The sequence below is a fragment of the Planctomycetota bacterium genome (genome assembly GCA_035574235.1).
Lineage (GTDB): Bacteria > Planctomycetota > MHYJ01 > MHYJ01 > JACPRB01 > DATLZA01.
Genome location: DATLZA010000096.1, coordinates 1 through 16,396, shown reverse-complemented (window position 1 = coordinate 16,396; position 16,396 = coordinate 1). Strand labels below are relative to the sequence as shown.

The 16,396-nt window shown below is 69.9% G+C and carries 16 protein-coding genes; 11 read left to right on the top strand and 5 right to left on the bottom strand.

Features of this window, described 5'->3' with window-relative positions; genetic code table 11:
* The coding region (locus VNO22_08205) for a hypothetical protein (protein ID HXG61341.1) at positions 1-1,015 on the top strand (1,015 nt) is incomplete at its 5' end.
* Position 1,016: 1 nt separating this feature from the next.
* On the opposite strand, the gene VNO22_08200 is transcribed toward VNO22_08205, so the two are convergent.
* Positions 1,017-2,708, bottom strand: coding sequence for a cation:proton antiporter (locus VNO22_08200; GenBank protein ID HXG61340.1), 1,692 nt, complete (start codon positions 2,706-2,708; stop codon positions 1,017-1,019).
* Positions 2,709-2,782: 74 nt separating this feature from the next.
* Between VNO22_08200 and hrpB the strand changes: the two genes are divergently transcribed.
* Positions 2,783-5,302, top strand: a complete 2,520-nt coding sequence (gene hrpB / locus VNO22_08195; protein HXG61339.1) for an ATP-dependent helicase HrpB — start codon at positions 2,783-2,785, stop codon at positions 5,300-5,302.
* 64 nt (positions 5,303-5,366) lie between these two features.
* Here hrpB and msrB read toward each other — a convergent pair whose 3' ends face one another.
* Positions 5,367-5,765 carry a peptide-methionine (R)-S-oxide reductase MsrB gene (msrB, locus tag VNO22_08190; GenBank protein HXG61338.1) on the bottom strand — a complete coding sequence of 133 codons (399 nt, stop codon included), beginning with the start codon at positions 5,763-5,765 and terminating at the stop codon, positions 5,367-5,369.
* A gap of 214 nt (positions 5,766-5,979) precedes the next feature.
* Here msrB and VNO22_08185 point away from each other — a divergent pair, with 214 nt between their 5' ends.
* The gene (locus tag VNO22_08185; GenBank protein HXG61337.1) at positions 5,980-7,977 is read left to right on the top strand and encodes a UvrD-helicase domain-containing protein; all 1,998 of its coding nucleotides are present in this window, start codon (positions 5,980-5,982) and stop codon (positions 7,975-7,977) included.
* Between the two features lie 3 nt (positions 7,978-7,980).
* Here the strand turns inward: VNO22_08185 and VNO22_08180 are convergent, their stop codons facing one another.
* Both VNO22_08180 and VNO22_08175 read right to left on the bottom strand, forming a co-directional pair.
* Positions 7,981-8,391, bottom strand: coding sequence for a ferritin-like domain-containing protein (locus tag VNO22_08180; GenBank protein HXG61336.1), 411 nt, complete (start codon positions 8,389-8,391; stop codon positions 7,981-7,983).
* An 87-nt stretch (positions 8,392-8,478) separates the two neighbouring features.
* Positions 8,479-9,069, bottom strand: coding sequence for a hypothetical protein (locus VNO22_08175; protein HXG61335.1), 591 nt, complete (start codon positions 9,067-9,069; stop codon positions 8,479-8,481).
* A gap of 223 nt (positions 9,070-9,292) precedes the next feature.
* Here VNO22_08175 and VNO22_08170 point away from each other — a divergent pair, with 223 nt between their 5' ends.
* The 8 genes from VNO22_08170 (at position 9,293) to VNO22_08135 (ending at position 16,149) form a co-directional block, all read left to right on the top strand.
* Positions 9,293-9,748: an Hsp20/alpha crystallin family protein gene (locus VNO22_08170; GenBank protein HXG61334.1), complete on the top strand. Its 456-nt coding sequence runs from the start codon at positions 9,293-9,295 to the stop codon at positions 9,746-9,748.
* Positions 9,749-9,777: 29 nt separating this feature from the next.
* On the top strand, positions 9,778-10,179 hold the full coding sequence (locus VNO22_08165; protein HXG61333.1) for an Hsp20/alpha crystallin family protein: 402 nt from the start codon (positions 9,778-9,780) through the stop codon (positions 10,177-10,179).
* Positions 10,180-10,245: 66 nt separating this feature from the next.
* Positions 10,246-11,205: a PDZ domain-containing protein gene (locus tag VNO22_08160; GenBank protein HXG61332.1), complete on the top strand. Its 960-nt coding sequence runs from the start codon at positions 10,246-10,248 to the stop codon at positions 11,203-11,205.
* Between the two features lie 57 nt (positions 11,206-11,262).
* Positions 11,263-12,483 carry a right-handed parallel beta-helix repeat-containing protein gene (locus tag VNO22_08155; GenBank protein HXG61331.1) on the top strand — a complete coding sequence of 407 codons (1,221 nt, stop codon included), beginning with the start codon at positions 11,263-11,265 and terminating at the stop codon, positions 12,481-12,483.
* 45 nt (positions 12,484-12,528) lie between these two features.
* Positions 12,529-13,314, top strand: coding sequence for an alpha/beta hydrolase (locus tag VNO22_08150; protein ID HXG61330.1), 786 nt, complete (start codon positions 12,529-12,531; stop codon positions 13,312-13,314).
* A 2-nt stretch (positions 13,315-13,316) separates the two neighbouring features.
* Positions 13,317-14,225 (top strand): 16S rRNA (cytosine(1402)-N(4))-methyltransferase RsmH, encoded by a 909-nt coding sequence (gene rsmH, locus VNO22_08145; protein ID HXG61329.1) that lies wholly within the window; start codon positions 13,317-13,319, stop codon positions 14,223-14,225.
* Positions 14,222-15,535: an amidohydrolase gene (locus tag VNO22_08140; GenBank protein HXG61328.1), complete on the top strand. Its 1,314-nt coding sequence runs from the start codon at positions 14,222-14,224 to the stop codon at positions 15,533-15,535. Before rsmH ends, VNO22_08140 begins: the two co-directional genes overlap by 4 nt.
* 32 nt (positions 15,536-15,567) lie before the next feature.
* Positions 15,568-16,149 carry a YkgJ family cysteine cluster protein gene (locus tag VNO22_08135; protein ID HXG61327.1) on the top strand — a complete coding sequence of 194 codons (582 nt, stop codon included), beginning with the start codon at positions 15,568-15,570 and terminating at the stop codon, positions 16,147-16,149.
* Here VNO22_08135 and VNO22_08130 read toward each other — a convergent pair.
* Positions 16,146-16,396 (bottom strand): ferritin-like domain-containing protein (locus VNO22_08130; GenBank protein HXG61326.1); only part of this gene is annotated, 251 nt, incomplete at its 5' end. The two genes, VNO22_08135 and VNO22_08130, sit on opposite strands and share 4 nt — an antisense overlap.

Genomic DNA, 16,396 nt, shown 5'->3' with positions numbered 1-16,396 from the left:
GCTCGCGGCGCGCGAGCGGCGCGACGCGGAGAAGCGCGCGGCGGACGCTCTGCGCGCGGAGCTCGCGCGGATGGCGGTCGAGGCCGTGGAACGGGCGCGGCTGGGCCTCTACGAGGACAAGCTCGAGTGGATTCTCGGACGGAGGGTGAGCGTTGCGGACGTGGAGCCTTCGATCCTGCCGGCGTTTCTCTTTTTCGGCGCGCTTTCCGGTTTTCCGAAGAACCGAAAGTGGCTGGCCCGGCTGATCGAGGATCGGATCGAGGGGCGGCCGCACGACTGGATGTGGACTGAGCCGGAAGCGCAGGCGTGGAAAAAAAGGGTGGCCGAGCGCCTTCCGGGAATCCGCTTCGAGCGCTGGCGGGCGCCCTTCCGGCGCGAGTACGCGTATCGACCGGCGGACGCGGCGGCGGAACGGCGCCGCCGGATCCAGGCGGATCTCGCGCAGACGCGCGCGCTTCTCGAGCGCGCGGGGGTCCAGGGGCTTAAGGATTCCTCGTACGGCGAGCTCTCCCGGGCGCTGGCGGCCGCCCGGGCGCCCCGGGAGGAGGGAGAGCCGGTGCCGGACCCGGGGCTTCTGGAGGAAGCGGCCATGAATCTGGAGCGCGTCCGTCTGGTTTCGGAGACGCCCGAAAGCGATTACCAGGGACGGATTGCGCTCGAGGTGGAGACCGATCCCTTTCATGTGCTTTTCATGGGCGAATACGGGTTCGCTTCGTGCCTGTCGCTTCGCGGATCCCAGGTCTGGAGCGCGGTGTCGAACGCCATCGACGTGGACAAGGCGGTCGTCTGGGCGAAGGAGGCGGCGGGCAACGTCGTGGGCCGGCGGCTCATCGCGCTTACGCCCCAAGGCGTGGTTTCCTACCGGACGTACGCCAACCGGAACGGATTGTCGCTCGACGGAATGTTCGAGGATTTCATCGAGGCGTATGCGCGCCACTGCGGCGCGCCGATCGCCCACAAGGTTTCACCGGGGCCCCTCCTGAGCGACGGGTGGTACGACGACGGCCCGCTCTGATTCAGGGGACCACTTCCTCCCGCCGGTCCAGGGCCGCCCGTTCCGCCGCGCGCGCCTCCGAGAGCGTCCCCTCGTCGATCCGCCGCAGAATCTCCCGGATGTGCTCGGCCAGGAGATGCCGCGGGAGAAGCACGTAATCCGCCCCCGCGTCGTACATCGCCCGGGCGTCGGCGACCTTCTCCGCGCGCACGATGATCGCGGCGTGGGGGTTCATCCCCCGGAGCTGCTTGAGCAGCGTCAGGTTGCTTGTGCCGCGCAGGAAGTCGTCGGAAATGCTGGAGATCAGAACCTTCGCCTCCTCGACCCCCGCGTGTTCGAGCGTGTCCCGATGGCTGATGTCCCCATAAACGCAGGGGATCCCCATCTCGGTCAGGCGCCGGTGGACCTCCGGGTTGAAGTCGATCACCGTGAAGTTCTTGCCGTCCTCGGCCAGGAGCGGAACGAGGGAACTCGCGGCGCGGTGGCATCCCACGATGACGATCGGATGATGCCGGCGCCCGGCCGCGCGGGTCTCGCGTTCCTGCGGGTCGATCTGGCCCCGGCGCGCCAGGAACCGCACCGTCGCGCCGACGATCGCGTGGTTCCACTGGATGAGATAGGTGGAAATCGTGGAGGTGGCCACGAGCGCGAGCGCCACGATGGACACGATCTCCCGGTCCACGTGCCCGAGCCCCAGCCCCAGCGAGACGATCACGAGCGAAAACTCGCTCACCTGCGCCAGGGCGAGCGACGTCAGCAGAGCGACGCGGTTTCCGTACCGAAGCGCCCGAAGCGTGGGCACGACCGGCACGAACCGTCCCAGGAGCACCGCCGCCGAGAGGGCCGCCGCTACCCCGAGCGTGCGGGCCGATCCCACCGAGATCTGCATCCCCAGGGAGACGAAAAAGAGCGTCACGAAGAAGTCCCGCAGCGAACGGATCCGGGCGACGACGTCCAGGGAGTAGGGGAAGGTGGAGATCGACACCCCGGCGATGAGCGCCCCCATGGCGATCGAGAAATCCGCGCGCATCGCCGCGTACGAGACAAGGAAACACCACGAGATGGCCGCGATGAGGAGGATCTCGGGACTCTTGGCGACGCTCCGGAAGAGCACCGGAAGCACGTAGCGGCTGGCGAGGATCGCCCCCGCCGCCAGCCCCAGCCCCTTGAGGACCGAAAGTCCCAGCGGCGCGAGCGCCGGATTCGAGACGTTCGGCTGGACCGCCAGGACCACGATGGCCAGGACGTCCTGCATGAGAAGCACCGCCAGCGTGATCCGGCCGGCCACCGTGTCGAGTTCCGCCTTGTCGGACAGAAGCTTGACCACGATCATCGTCGAGCTGAACGCGCTGGCGACTCCCAGATAGACGGCCGGCAGGCCCCGGTATCCGAGCGCCCGGGCCACGCCCCACCCGAGGAGGGCGCAGGCGACCACCTGGACCGTCCCCAGGAGCGCCGCCACGCGGCCGGACCGCACGAGCTGCTTGAGGTCGATCTCGAGCCCCACGATGAAGAGAAGAAAGGCCAGGCCGAGCTCCGAGATCTGCGCGATCGTCCGGTCGTCGTGGATCCACTTCAGGCCCGGCGGCCCGATGAGAAGCCCCGCGCCGATGTAGGCCAGAAGGAGCGGCTGGCGGAGCCACCGCGCCACGAACGCCAGCGCCGTGGCCGAAAGGACGCAGAGCCCGAGATCCTGAAGAAGGGTCGCGTGCATCGGGAGATCCCGAAAGGTACGTTTCCGGCCCGCCGCGTGCAAGAGGAAGGCGTGCTATAATCGCCCCTCCTCCGATGGAACCGCGTCTTCCCGTCCTGGATCTCGAACCGGAGCTGACGGCCCGCCTGCGGCGGTCGCGCCGGCTCGTCCTTTCCGCGCCCACGGGGTCGGGCAAATCGACGCAGGTCCCCCGGATGCTCCTTCGCGGAGGGTTCCTCGACCGGGGCCAGGCCGTCCTCCTCCAGCCGCGCCGGCTGGCGGCGCGGATGCTGGCGGCCCGCGTCGCCCGGGAACTCGACGCTCCTCTCGGAGACCTCGTGGGCTATCAGGTGCGTTTCGAGAACGTCACGGGGCCCCGGACCCGGATCCGGTTCGTGACGGAGGGGATCCTCCTTCGCGAGATGATCCGTTCGCCGCGGCTGGAGGGCGTGGCCGCGCTCGTCTTCGACGAGTTCCACGAGCGCCACCTGTACGGGGACCTGACCCTGGCGCGGGCCCTGGAGCTTCAGGAGCGGGAACGCCCGGATCTGGCGATCCTGGTTCTTTCCGCGACGCTCGACGTCGAGCGCGTCTCGAGGTATCTCGAACCCTGCGAGGTTCTGGCGACCGAAGGGCGCCTTTACCCGGTTTCGGTCGAGTACGCGCCCGGGGAAGGTCCCGTGTGGGACCGCGCGGCCGAAGCGTTCGCCCGCTGGGCGCAGCGGGGCGGCCGGGGCGACGTCCTCATCTTCATGCCGGGAGCCTACGAGATCGGCCGGACGCTCGAGGCGCTCGGGGAGCGGCCCGAATCGGGGGGCTACCTGCTTTTTCCCCTGCACGGAGAACTTCCGCCGGCCGAGCAGGACGCCGCCGTGGCGTGCTACGACCGGCCCAAGATCGTGGCGGCCACGAACGTCGCGGAGACGTCGATCACCCTCGAGGGCGTCCGGCTCGTCGTGGACAGCGGCCTGGCCCGCGTGCCGCGCCACGATCCGGCGCGCGGCCTCAACACGCTGTTCGTCGAAAAGATCAGCCGCGCGTCCGCCGACCAGCGCGCCGGCCGGGCGGGACGGACCGCTCCCGGAACCTGCGTGCGCCTGTGGGGGGAGCGCGAGCACGCCGCGCGGCCCGCCCGGGAGGTTCCCGAAATCCGCCGCCTGGATCTTTCGGAAGCCCTTCTGCTGCTCCAGGCCGCGGGGGTGGAGGATCCCCGGGCGCTGCGGTGGCTGGATCCGCCGGAAGAGCGCGCCTGGGCGGCCGCGGAGGAACTGCTGGGCGATCTCGGGGCGCTACGGGAGGGGCGGCTGACGGAGATGGGCCGGCGGATGGCGGCCTTTCCGCTGCACCCGCGCACGGCGCGGATGCTCCTGGCGGCCGAAGCCTGGGGCGCGGTTCCGGAGGCGGCGCTGGCGGCGGCGCTGTCGGAGGGACGGGAGCTTCTTCTGCGGAACGTGGACGACGAGACGGCGGCGTTCCGGGAAAAGATCCTCGGCGGCCGCGCGGAGTCCGACTTCGAGCTTCTCCGGCGGGCCTGGGAATACGCCGCGCGGCACGACTTCCATCCCGAGGCCTGCCGCCGCGCGGGCCTTCACGCCGGGGCGGCGCGGCGCGTGGGGCCCCTCCGGGACCAGCTCCTGCGGATCGCCGAACGCGAGGGTCTGGACACGCGCCCGCGGGGGGCGTCCGGGGAGGCGCTGGCCCGCTGTCTTCTGGCGGGCTTCCCCGACCGGGTGGCGCGGCGGGCGGAGCCCGGGACGCTTCGGTGCGAGCGGGTTCACGGCCGGCGGGGGCTTCTGGCGCGCGAAAGCGCCGTGCGCTCGGCCGAGTTTTTCGTGGCGGCGGAGATCCGCGAGATCGAGGGGCGCGGCGGAGAGGCGCAGACGCTGCTTTCGCTGGCCGCCCCGATCGAGCCCGCCTGGCTCCGGGAGGCCTTTCCCGGGGATCTGGAGGTCCGGCGGCACGTGTTTTACGACTCCGCGGCGCGGCGGGTGGTGGCGGAGGATCAGACGCGGTTCCGCGATCTGGTCCTGGAACGCCGGCGGGTGGAACCGCCGCCGGCGGAGGAGGCGGCGCGGCTTCTGGCGGCGGAGGTGCGCGCGGGGCGGCTGGAGCTTCCCGGCTGGACCGAAGCGGTCGAGCAGTGGATCCGGCGGGTGAACCTTCTGGCCCGCGCGTGTCCGGAGCTCGGGATTCCGCCGATCGACGGGGAGGCCCGGGATCTTCTGATGCAGCAGGTGTGCGCGGGGGCGGTGTCCTTCAAGGACCTCAAGGAGCGCGCGGTGCTTCCCGTGGCGCGCGCCTGGCTGAGTCCGGCGCAGCAGGATCTCGTGGACCGGCACGCTCCGGAGCGCCTGGAGCTGGCCAACGGCCGGCGTCCCCGGGTGGACTACGGCGCGGAGGAGGCGCCGAGCGTCGCCCTCACGATTCAGGAGCTCTACGGCGTCACGCGCGTTCCGGCGATCGCGCTCGGGCGGGTGACGCCGCGGGTGCGGATTCTCGCCCCCAGCCGGCGGCCGGTGCAGGTGACGACGGATCTGGAGGCCTTCTGGGCCGAGCAGTATCCGAAGGTAAAGAAGGAACTTCAGCGCCGTTACCCGAAGCACGAATGGCGCTGAGGGGGAAGCGGCGCTACCGTCTGGCCTTCCGGCGCTCCACGAACTGGAGCGCGAGCGAATTGATTCAGTGGCGTTTGCCGGTGGGCGGCGGGCCGTCGTCGAAGATGTGCCCCAGGTGGCCCTTGCAGCGCGAGCAGATCGCCTCGGGGGCGCCGCTTCCGTCGTCGCGGGTGGCCACGGCTCCCGGAAGCGCGTCCCAGAAGGAAGGCCAGCCGCAGGAGTCGTACTTCGTGCGGGAATCGTAGAGCGGCTGGCCGCAGCCGGCGCAAGCGTAGATTCCGTCCTCCTTGTGGTGGAGGTACGCGCCCGAGTAGGGCGGCTCCGTGCCGCGCCGGCGGAGGATGTGGAACTGGGCGGGCGTGAGGCGCTTCTTCCATTCCTCTTCCGTGGCCGGGAGCTCTGATTCGGGCACGGCGGGCGTTTCGCAGTCGGCGCAGCGGATCTTCTCGGAGCCGTCTTTCATGGCGCTTTCCCCCGGCGGGTCCGCCGGCGCGCAGGCGGCCAGGAGCGCGAAAAGCGCCAGGGCCGGCCCACGGGCGTCCGGTCGAACGCTCATGAAAATCATTTTCGCCTCCGGCGCGGGGAAGTTCAAGCGCGCGCCGCCGATATGGGTGGACACGTCCGGAGTCGGCCGGTAGAATCCCGCTCGCTTCCTGGCCCTGGAGAGAGAGGATTCCATGGACCGAGCCGCCCTCCCCGCGGAGTCCGCCCTCGTCGCCGACCTCAACCCGGAGCAGCGGCGGGCGGTCGCTCACGGGGAGGGCCCGCTCCTCGTTCTGGCCGGCGCCGGGACGGGCAAGACCCGCGTGGTGACGCGCCGGATCGCCTGTCTTCTGGCGCGGGGGGTGTCCGCCCGGAACGTCCTGGCGGTGACCTTCACGAACAAGGCCGCCCGCGAGATGCGCGAACGGGTGGCCGATCTCGTGGGGGCGGCGACGGCCCGCGAGCTGACGGTATCGACCTTCCATTCGTTCTGCGCGCGGTTCCTGCGGGAGCACGCCGCGGCCGCGGGACTCCGCCCGGGGTTCACGATCTGCGACGAGGCGGATCAGCTTTCGGCGATCAAGAACGCGCTGCGCGAGGTCCGCATCCCGGAGACGTCGCTGCATCCGAACGCGGCCCTGGCCGCCGTCTCCCGGTACAAGAACCGGCTCGTGTCTCCCGAGGAGGCGCTCGACTGCGCGACCGAGGACGGAGAGGAGCTTGCCGCCCGGGCGTATCGCGCCTATGAGGAGCACCTGCGGCGCTCCGGCGCGGTGGACTTCGACGATCTTCTGCTTCGGACGGTCCGTCTCCTGGACCGCGACGAAGGGGTGCTGCGCCGCGCGCAGGACCGATACCTTCATCTTCTGGTGGACGAGTACCAGGACACCAACGCCCCGCAGTACGAGATCCTGCGCCGGCTGGCGGGGCGGCACCGGAACATCGCCGTGGTCGGCGACGACGACCAGTCGATCTACGCTTTCCGGGGCGCCGACGTCCGCAAGATCCTCAATTTCCCCCGCGATTTTCCCGGGGCGCAGATCGTGCGGCTGGAGGCGAACTATCGTTCGACGCAGTCGATTCTGGACGCCGCGGCGTCCGTGATCCGCCACAACCGGGCGCGCCACGAGAAGTCGTTGCGCGCGCAGGCGGGGCGGGGGGACCCCGTGCGCGTCTTCGAGCTGGAGGACGAGGAGCACGAAGCGCAGTTTGTGGTCGAGGAGATCGCGCACCGGGTGCGGCAGGGCAAGGCGCGGCTGGGCGACTTCGCGATCCTTTTCCGCACGCAGACGCAGCCGCGGCCTTTCGAAGCCGCGCTCCGGGCCGCGCGGATTCCGTACGAGCTCGTGGGCGGGATGTCCTTTTTTGACCGCAAGGAAGTGAGGGACGTCCTCGCCTATCTTCGGTTGGCCGTCAATCCCGACGACGAGCCGTCCCTCCTTCGGGTGCTCAACGTGCCGCCTCGGGGCGTGGGGAAGGCCACCGTGGATCGGGCGCTCGAGGCCGCCGCGCGCGAAGGGATCTCGGTGGGGCAGGTTCTGGATCGGGCCCGGCCGGGGGACGGTCTGGGCGCGGCGGCGGTCGAGGCGGTGCGGCGGTTTCGCCGGACGCTGGCGGAATTCGCGGCCTGGGAGAAGGCGGAGGGACTTCCGGCGGCGATCCGCAAGCTCCTGGCGGCGCTCGATTATCCGAAGGAGCTGGAGCGGTGCTATCCGGACGCCGTGGCGCGGCAGGCGCGGTGGGCCGCCGTCGAAGAGATCGCGAATCTCGCGGAGAACTACGCGCGACGCGCCGGGGGGCGCGGGGTCGAGGGGTTCCTCGAGGAGCTGACGCTGGCGGCGGAGGAACCGGAGGAGGACGAGGAGGAGCCCCGGGAGCGGGTGACGCTCATGACGCTCCACGCGGCCAAGGGGCTGGAGTTCCCGCGCGTCTATCTCGTGGGGGCGGAGGAGGGGCTGCTTCCGCACCACCGCTCGGCGGCGGAGGACGGGATCGAAGAGGAGCGCCGGCTCATGTACGTGGGGATCACGCGCGCCCGGGTCGAGCTGACGATCACGCGGGCCAAGACGCGCGCCCGGTACGGGCGACGGGAGGCCTGCTTTCCCTCGCGGTTTCTCTTCGAGATGCGGGGTCTGCCGGCGCCCGCGCCGGCGGCGGCCGCCGCGCCCCGGGGACTCCGGCGCGGGGGGTAGTCCCTACTTCCGCAGGAGCATGCGAAGCTCGTCCACCTCTTCCTGCTCCTCCTTGAGGATGTGAACGAGCAGTTCGCGGAGCGCCAGGTCCTTCTTGACGAGGGGGATCGTCTCGGAATAAAGGTTCACGGACGCCTCGGCGTCCTTGAGCGCCTGCTCCAGGAGGGCGTCGTTGCCGGCGGGCACGGAGCCGAGATCCTCGGCCACTTTGCCCTGGGGCGTCCCGCCGAGAGAGAAAATCTTAAGGCCCACCTTGGCGGCGTGGTCGAGCGAGTCTTTGGAGGCGGCCTCGAAGAGTTCCTTGAGGTGCATGCGGTCGATGCCGGTGGCGTGCAGCGCGTAGTTGGCGTAGCGCACGACCATCGTCAGTTCGTGGCGGTAGCAGTCATTGAGCGCTTTGATCAGGTCCTGCATGAGTCCAGCCCTCGCGAATCGGGTTATTCCGGGCCCGGAGTTCCGACCGGGCCTCCGCCTTCCAGCATAGGAAAATCCCGCGTTTTGTCATCTGTTTGAGACGGTCCCGAAGGGGGTCCGATACGTCCGGCCGACGGCCTGGATTTCCCACTGAGGTTCGCTCGTTCCGGTGGCGCGGGCGGACAAGGCCATCGACGTGCTTGCGGCGGCGAAGTCCAGTCCCTGGGCGGCCAGGGCGCGCGCCGCTTCGGAAGAGTCCCGGAACGGAATCGGCAGCGCCGGACGGGTCCCGGCGCCGGCGGGCCGAAGTCGTTCTTCAAGCTCGTAGGGAATCGGAAGGTCTCCGTTCCAGTCCCGAGCCGGGGCCAGCTCGTAGGAGGCCAGCTTCCGCCCGTTGGGAAGATGGAAGAGAAACCACCACCGGGAGGAACGTCCCTGCGCGTCGATGTCCTCGCCGCTGGCGACTTCCAGGAGGCGCGCCCCGGCATCCCGGGACCGCGCCTCGGCAAGGACAAGCTCGGCGGCCTGGCGCGCCGTGACAGGAGCGGTCCACTGGGGCAAGCGGCGTCGCAGGATGTCCTGGGACAATTCCGGCGCCCGTGCGCGTGAACGGAGCTGAAGCCACAGGAGAAGACCCAAAGCCGCTCCGCAAACAAGCACGATCGCCGCGAGCTTCATCCGTCCGTATCTCTCGATGACGAATAAAATATACCCTTTTAAAAATTTCTCCAAGGCATGCCCATGGGGCTTCTGTCACTCTGGCAGGCGCGATCTGAAAAGCTCTCCGATAATCTATAACCTATTGGTGTCCAGTAGGATGCGGTATTTGCTCCAATGGGTGTTGGCATACCTTTTGCGAGGGCGCCGATAGAAGTCGGTTGTGGCGAAAGGAGGGACGTCCATGATGGGTCCGTTGAGCGAGCTTGAGGATCGGATCGGCTGGCTGCGGCGCGAAATGGACGAACTGTTCCAGGAGTGCTTCGGCTCGGCCAACGGGGAACGCTCCGACGGGGCGGCCGAGCTCGGGACGTATCCCGCCTTGAACGTCTGGGAGGACGACCAGAACCTCTATGCGGAGGCGGAAATCCCCGGGTGTCGGATCGAGGACCTGGACGTGTGCGTCGAAGGGAACGTGCTGACGCTCCGCGGCGAGCGCAAGATCGAGGCGAAGGAGAACTGGACCTGGCATCGCCGGGAGCGGGGTTGGGGCAAGTTCGTGCGCGTGCTCGAACTTCCGGTGCCCATCGACGCCGACAAGGTTCAGGCGGCCTTCCGGAACGGCGTTCTGACGATCACGCTTCCGAAGGCCGAGGCGGCTCGGCCCCGCCGGATCCCGGTGAATCGGAAGTCGTCGTAGGCGGTTTTCGGCGCAAGGAGGTGTGAGCGATGGCGACCAAGGAAATGGCCCGCAAAGGCGCCGCGGGTGCCTCCGCGCCCGCGGAACACGAAGCTTCGGCGTTCCATTACGTCCCGGCCGTCGACGTGGCCGAGACGGCCGACGAAGTCCTCGTCCACTGCGACCTGCCCGGCGCCGACCCGGAGCGGATCGACGTGCGTTTCGAGAACGGAACGCTTTCGATTCACGCGCCGGTCGCGCCGCGCCGGAACGGGCAGGGTTCGTGGATCCTTCGGGAGTACGATGTGGCGGACTATCGTCGCTCGTTCGCGGTGGGGCACGACGTGGATGCGAACGGCATCCAGGCCGAGTATGCCGACGGCGTGCTGACGCTGCGGCTTCCCAAGGTGGCCGAGGCGAAACCTCGAAAGATCCAGGTGCGCACCGGTTAGTTCAGTCACGCGGTTCGCGGCACGGGCCGGGCGCCGGCCCGGCCCGTGCCCGGGAGGGATGGCTTCATGTACCTCTTCATCGCTTTGCTGGCGGCGTTCCTGGCTCTGCAGGACGCCGACGCCGCGCGGATCGAGAAGCTCATCCAGGATCTGGGCGCTCCGGAATACGAGGTCCGCGAGAAAGCCCAGAAGGAACTCGTCGAAATCGGGTCCGCCGCCCTTCCGGCCCTCCGCAAGGCGCTCGAGGACTCCGACGCGGAGCGCGCCCACCGCGCCCGGAAGGCGATCGACGAAATCGAGCGGCGCGCCCGAAAGCCCGGCGAGGGGGACCGGTCCGTCCGCTCCGAGCTGCGCGTCACGGGTCGCGATCTCGTCAAGGGCATGACCTTCCAGCTCAACCCCGACGGCAGCGTCGAGGTGACCGTCCGGGAGGAGGATAAGGAAACCGGTCGCAAGGTGCACAAGACCTACCGGGCGGAGTCGCTCGAGGAGTTCAAGCGTCAATACCCCGAGATCGCCAAGGAGTATCGGATCGACCGCTTCGTCCCGCGCCAGGATCGCGAATTCAAGGGGCCCTGGGCCTGGAAAGAATGGCGCTGGCCCTTCGAGCCGGACGAGTCATGGGACCGGGACGAATGGGACCGCTGGCTGGAACGGCAGAGGGAGTTTTTCGAACGCTTCCGCCGGTTCGGTCCGCCGGGTTTCCGGAAGGAGCCCGGGGAGGCCGCCTCGGGGCGCGCCTTCGGGGTGAGCGTGGGGCGCGTCGATGAAGCGCTCGCCGAGCACCTGAATCTTAAGGAAGGGGAAGGGCTGGTGGTGTTGGACGTCCAGCCCGGAAGCGCCGCCGAGAAGGCCGGCGTTCGGCGACACGACGTGGTAATCGCTCTGGACGGCAAGCCCGTGGGAAGCCCCGAGGACTTCCGCGCGGCGGTCCGGCAGCGGCTCGAAAAGGGATTCGAGCTGGAAGTGATCCGGAAAGGACGGCGGGAAACCCTGAAGGTCGCTCCCGCGACCGAAAAATACTGATCGTCCAAGCGCGATCCGGTGTAACGCCGGCAGCCTCCGGCGCGATGATATCCTGCCGTGAGACTGTCGGCGGTCGTGGGGGCGTTGTTTCTGGCGGCGGGCGTCGCCCGGGCGGACGACTTCTACGTGCGGCCGGACGGCGACGATGCGCGGGACGGTCGTTCTCCCGAGCGCGCCCGCCGTACGATCCAGAAGATCCTCGACGAGGCGGGTCCGGGAGACACGATCCATCTGGCTCCCGGAATCTACCGGCAGGACCTGCGCTCCGTCCGGCACGGTGAACCCGGACGGCCGATTACGATCGAAGGCCCCCCGGAGGCCGTGATTCAGGGCGGGGGCGAAGACCGCGTCATCCTGATCCGCCACGATTATCACACGCTCCGCGGATTCACGGTGGACGGCCTCCACGGCTCCCCGGACCATCCCCGGGGCTATCGCGACATCCTTCTTTACGTGCACGGTTCGGAGCCGCGCCGTGGGGTCACGGGCTTGCGGGTGCTCCGGATGACTTTCCGCAACTCGGGGGGCGAAGCCGTGCGGTTGCGCTATTTCGCCCGTCGCAACGAGATCGCCTTCTGCCGGTTCGAACGCTGCGGTGTCTACGACTTCCGCTTCAAGGGCGGCGGCAAGAATGGGGAGGCCGTCTACATCGGCACCGCTCCGGAACAGCTCAAGGACGGAAAAAACCCCACCGCCGATCCGGACGCCTGCTCCGAGAACTGGATCCACCACAACTTCTTCGACACCCGGGGGAACGAGGCCGTCGACATCAAGGAGGCGTCCTTCGCCAACCGGGTCGAGTACAACGAGGTGACCGGCCAGCTCGATCCCGATTCCGGCGGCCTGGGATGCCGCGGCAACCGCAACGTCTTCCGCTTCAACGTGGTCTACGGCAACGCCGGCGCGGGGATCCGGCTCGGAGGAGACGGCGAGCGCGACGGCATCGAAAACGACGTCTACCACAATGTCCTGCGCGACAACCGCGCGGGCGGCCTGCGGGTGCAGCGGTGGCCTCAGGGAAAAATCTGCGGCAACGTGGTGTCCGGCAACGCGGCCGGAGCGGCCGCGGGGACCTACGGCCGGGAGATCGACCCCGCGCGTCCGTGCGACGATCCGCGCGAGGATACCGACGGAGACGGCATCCGCGACGCGGACGAGACCGCCCGGGGACTGGATCCCCGCAATGCCGACGAGGACGCCGACGGAGAACTCGACGGTCGCCAGGATTGGGATCGCGACGGCGTTCCGAACGCCGAAGACGCTTCTCCCCGCGGGTGACCCCGTCCCCTTTACCCCCCGGCGGCTCCGTTCTATAGTCCCGGCGTGGACGTGACGCCCTTCCGTGTCCGATCCGGCGACGCGGAGCTGGCCGGCGTCCGATTCGGTTCCGGCCCGCCCCTCGTCGTGGCCCATCCTCTGGCCTTCTCCAAGGCGTACTTCGCCGCGGCCGCTTCCGTTTTCGGCCCGCGCTTCACGACGGTGGCGTTCGACCAGCGGGGCCACGGCGAAACGGAAGGGCCGGTCGATCCGGACGCGATGGCCGGCGACTGGGGCGCGATTCTCGATCATTTCGGCTGGGAGCGGGCGGCCGTCGGAGGCACTTCGCTCGGGGCGGCCACGGCCCTGCGGTTCGCCCTGCGCTCGCCCGGGCGGGTGCGGATCCTCGTCCAGGATCTTCCCGGTTTCGGGCCCCGGCCGCGCCGCGATCCCGTCCGGACGCAGCGCGTGGCGGAGGCGCTGAAGCGGGCGGATCTCGAGGAAGCCGCCCGCCGGATCGTCGAAGGCATGAGCCCTTCCCGGGCGCGCGCCTGGCAGGAAGCGCTGCGGGCGGACTGGGGGCGCTACGATCCGGCGCGCCTGGGACCCAAGCTGGCCGCCGCGTTCCGCGCCACGGCGGACTGGCCGGTCGTCGATCCCTGGCCGGACGCGCTGGCCGGGCTGACCGCGCCCGTGCGGATTCTCGCCGTTCGGGGAGACCCCTCCCATCCGTGGGAGATCGCCGAAACCATGGCCCGCGCGCTGCCCCGCGCGCGGCTTGTGCCGCGCGTCCTGTCGCTCGACCCCGCGGCGATCGCCCGCCAGTGGGTGGACGTTCTGTCTTCGGAATGACGATGGCCGATCCGGAGCACGTCCCGATCCTTCTCGAAGAGGTCGTGGCGATCCTGGCGCCCGCCCCCGGCAGGACGATCGTCGACGCCACGATCGGTCTGGGGGGCCACGCCGTGGAGCTGGCGCGGCGCGGCGCCCGGATCGTGGGCGTGGACCTGGACCCCGCCCACGTCGAGCGGGCGCGCCGGCGCCTGGCGCAAGCGGGCGGAGATTTCGTCGTCCGTCACGGCAACTTCGCCGGGCTTCCCTCCATCCTGGCCGAACTCGGGATCGAGCTCGTCGATGGAATCCTGGCGGACCTCGGGGTCGCCAGCCCTCACCTCGACGATCCCGCGCGCGGGTTCTCCTACCGCCGGCCGGGCCCCCTGGACATGCGCCTGGACCCGACGCGCGGAAAGCCCGCTGCGGCGCTCCTCCAGGAGATTTCGGAGGAGGATCTGGCCCGGGCGCTCCGGGAGCTGGGGGACGAAGAGCAGGCGGAGCGGATTGCGCGCATGATCGTCGAGCGCCGGCCGGTGCGGACGACGCGGGAGCTGGCGGAGATCGTCTGCGAGGCGCGGGGGTTCTCGCCGCGCCGGGCGGCGGGGGCCAGGCTTCATCCGGCGGCGCGGACGTTTCAGGCGATCCGGATGCTCGTCAACCGCGAGCTGCAGAACCTGGAGCGTCTTCTGGCGGTGGTGCCGCGGCTTCTGCGCCCCGGCGGCGTGGCCGCGATTCTGACGTTCCACAGCGGGGAGGATCGGCGGGTGAAGCGGGCATTCCGTGACGGCCTGCGGGCGGGAATTTATGATCGCGGGAGCGACGAGCCGGTGCGGCCCGGGCCCGAAGAGCAGGCGCGCAACCCCAGGTCGCGCTCGGCCAAGCTTCGGTGGGTCCGGCGGGCCTCGGCGGGAAAGGAGGAACCTTCATGAAGCGGACGGTTCTTGGGGCGGCGGTTCTCCTGGGCGCGTGCGCGGCCGGGTCTCCTCCGGCGCGGCCTCCGGAGCGTCTTCCGCTTCCGGCGGGCCGGACCGACGAAATCCACGAGCCGCTCCGAAAGACCGTCGAGGCGGATCTTCGGAGGCTCGTCGAGCTCTATCAATGGTTCCATCAGAATCCCGAGCTTTCGCTCCAGGAAGTGCGGACCGCGGCGCGCGTGGCGCGGGAACTGCGCGAGGCCGGCTGGGAGGTGACCGAAGGGGTCGGCGGCACCGGCGTGGTGGCGGTGCTGAGGAACGGCCCGGGTCCGATCGTCCTGGCGCGCGTGGACATGGACGCGCTGCCTGTAAAGGAGGAAACGGGGCTCCCTTACGCGAGCACCACGGGCGCGATGCACGCCTGCGGGCACGATTCGCACATGGCGATCGGGGTGGGGATGGCCCGCGCGCTGGCCGCCCTGCGCGACCGCTGGTCGGGCACGGCGGTGCTGGTGGGCCAGCCCGCCGAGGAGGTGGGGCGCGGGGCGCTGCAGATGCTCGAGGACCCCAAGTTTCACCAGGCCATGCCCGGCCGGCCCGTGGCGTGTCTGAGCGTTCATAACGGAATCGATCCCGCCGGGACCGTGGGGATCTGTCCGGGGTTCGCCTCCGCCCACGTGGACTCGATCGACATCATCATTCGAGGCCGGGGCGGCCACGGCGCCTGGCCCCATCGGACCGTGGATCCGATCGTCATCGGAGCCGAGATCGTTCTGGCGCTTCAGACGATCGTGAGCCGGAAGCTGGCCCCGGGGACGCGGGCGGTGGTCACGGTGGGGTCCTTCCACGCGGGCACCAAGCACAACATCATTCCGGACGAGGCGCGGCTCCAGCTTACCGTCCGCTCGTACGAAGACGAGGTGCGCCAGAAGCTTCTGGAGGAGATCGCGCACATCGCGCGGCAAGTGGCCGAGGTGCACCGGGCGCCCGTTCCGGTCGAGGTGAAGGAGGCCGACGTATTCACCCCCGCCGGCTACCACGATCCCGAGCTTTCGGAGAGGATGCGCGAGGTCTTCTCGAGGCTTTTCGGAGCGGACCGGGTTCTGCGGGGCGAGCCCAGCATGGGAGGCGAAGACTTCAGCCGTTTCCCGAGGCATTACGGCGTTCCGGGGCTTCAGTTCCGCGTCGGCGGGGCTCCGCCGGGGCACGATCCGTCGATCGGGCTTCACTCCTCGAAATGGGCGGTGGACCCGGAGCCCACGATCCGCACGGGAACGCTGGCTCTTTCGCGGGCGATGCTGGAGCTGCTCGGAACGCGGAAGTAGATCGGGGAAGGCCCTTCGGCGAGAATGTACGCGTGGAGGAATACCGGAGGCTTCTGGAGCGCGCGGACGCCTGGTACCGGAGCGTCCGGGAGCGCTTTCCCGACCGCGTTCCCTGCGGCAAGGGCTGCCGGGACTGCTGCCTGGGGCTGTTCGACATCACGCCGGCGGACGCCGAGCTTCTGCGCGAAGGGCTGGCGCAGGCGCCGGCCGACGTGCGCGCGGACATCGAGAGGCGCGCCCGGGACCTCGTCGAGCGGCTCCGGGCGGAGTTTCCCCGCCTGGGGGAGGATCTGGACGGCTGGTCGGAGCGCGAGATCGACGAGCTCTGCGACCGGCTGGGGCCCGTCGAGTGTCCGGCGCTCGGGCCGGCGGGCGAATGCCGCCTGTACGCGCACCGGCCGCTGACCTGCCGCCTGAGCGGGATTCCGGTCGTGGACGTTTCCGGCGCCGTCCTTTATCCGGAAGGGTGCGCGCGCTGCACGCTGCGGCCGGAGGAGACGCCGCCCCTGGAGGCGGAGCGGCTGCGGCGGGACGAACGGCGGTTCCTGCGCCGGCGCTACCCGGGCCGGTCGGGCGTCGCGCTCCTCATTCCGCAGGCGCTGGCGCCGCGCTAACGGCCTTCCAGGAAGGCGCGGAGCATCCACGCCATTTTCTCGTGGCGTTCCATCAGGCCCGTGAGGAAGTCGCTCGTTCCCGCGTCGCCGTGCTTCTCGAGCGCGGTCTGGAGGTCCTCCCGGAGGGTCCGCACGATCGCCTCGTGGTCCGCCAGGAGCTGCGCGATCATTCCCCGCGCGTCGGGAAGGTCGCCCGGCTTCTCCTTGAGGCGGGCGCGCTTCTGGAATTCCGCGAGCGTGCCGATCG

Excerpts from the sequence above, each read along its gene's own strand:
- VNO22_08140 (HXG61328.1), top strand. The coding sequence starts at position 14,222 with ATGAAGCGGACGGTTCTTGGGGCGGCGGTTCTCCTGGGCGCGTGCGCG.
- VNO22_08200 (HXG61340.1), bottom strand. The coding sequence starts at position 2,708 with ATGCACGCGACCCTTCTTCAGGATCTCGGGCTCTGCGTCCTTTCGGCC.
- VNO22_08180 (HXG61336.1), bottom strand. The coding sequence starts at position 8,391 with ATGCAGGACCTGATCAAAGCGCTCAATGACTGCTACCGCCACGAACTG.
- rsmH (HXG61329.1), top strand. The coding sequence starts at position 13,317 with ATGGCCGATCCGGAGCACGTCCCGATCCTTCTCGAAGAGGTCGTGGCG.
- VNO22_08165 (HXG61333.1), top strand. The coding sequence starts at position 9,778 with ATGGCGACCAAGGAAATGGCCCGCAAAGGCGCCGCGGGTGCCTCCGCG.
- VNO22_08170 (HXG61334.1), top strand. The coding sequence starts at position 9,293 with ATGATGGGTCCGTTGAGCGAGCTTGAGGATCGGATCGGCTGGCTGCGG.
- VNO22_08160 (HXG61332.1), top strand. The coding sequence starts at position 10,246 with ATGTACCTCTTCATCGCTTTGCTGGCGGCGTTCCTGGCTCTGCAGGAC.
- msrB (HXG61338.1), bottom strand. The coding sequence starts at position 5,765 with ATGAAAGACGGCTCCGAGAAGATCCGCTGCGCCGACTGCGAAACGCCC.
- hrpB (HXG61339.1), top strand. The coding sequence starts at position 2,783 with ATGGAACCGCGTCTTCCCGTCCTGGATCTCGAACCGGAGCTGACGGCC.
- VNO22_08175 (HXG61335.1), bottom strand. The coding sequence starts at position 9,069 with ATGAAGCTCGCGGCGATCGTGCTTGTTTGCGGAGCGGCTTTGGGTCTT.
- VNO22_08185 (HXG61337.1), top strand. The coding sequence starts at position 5,980 with ATGGACCGAGCCGCCCTCCCCGCGGAGTCCGCCCTCGTCGCCGACCTC.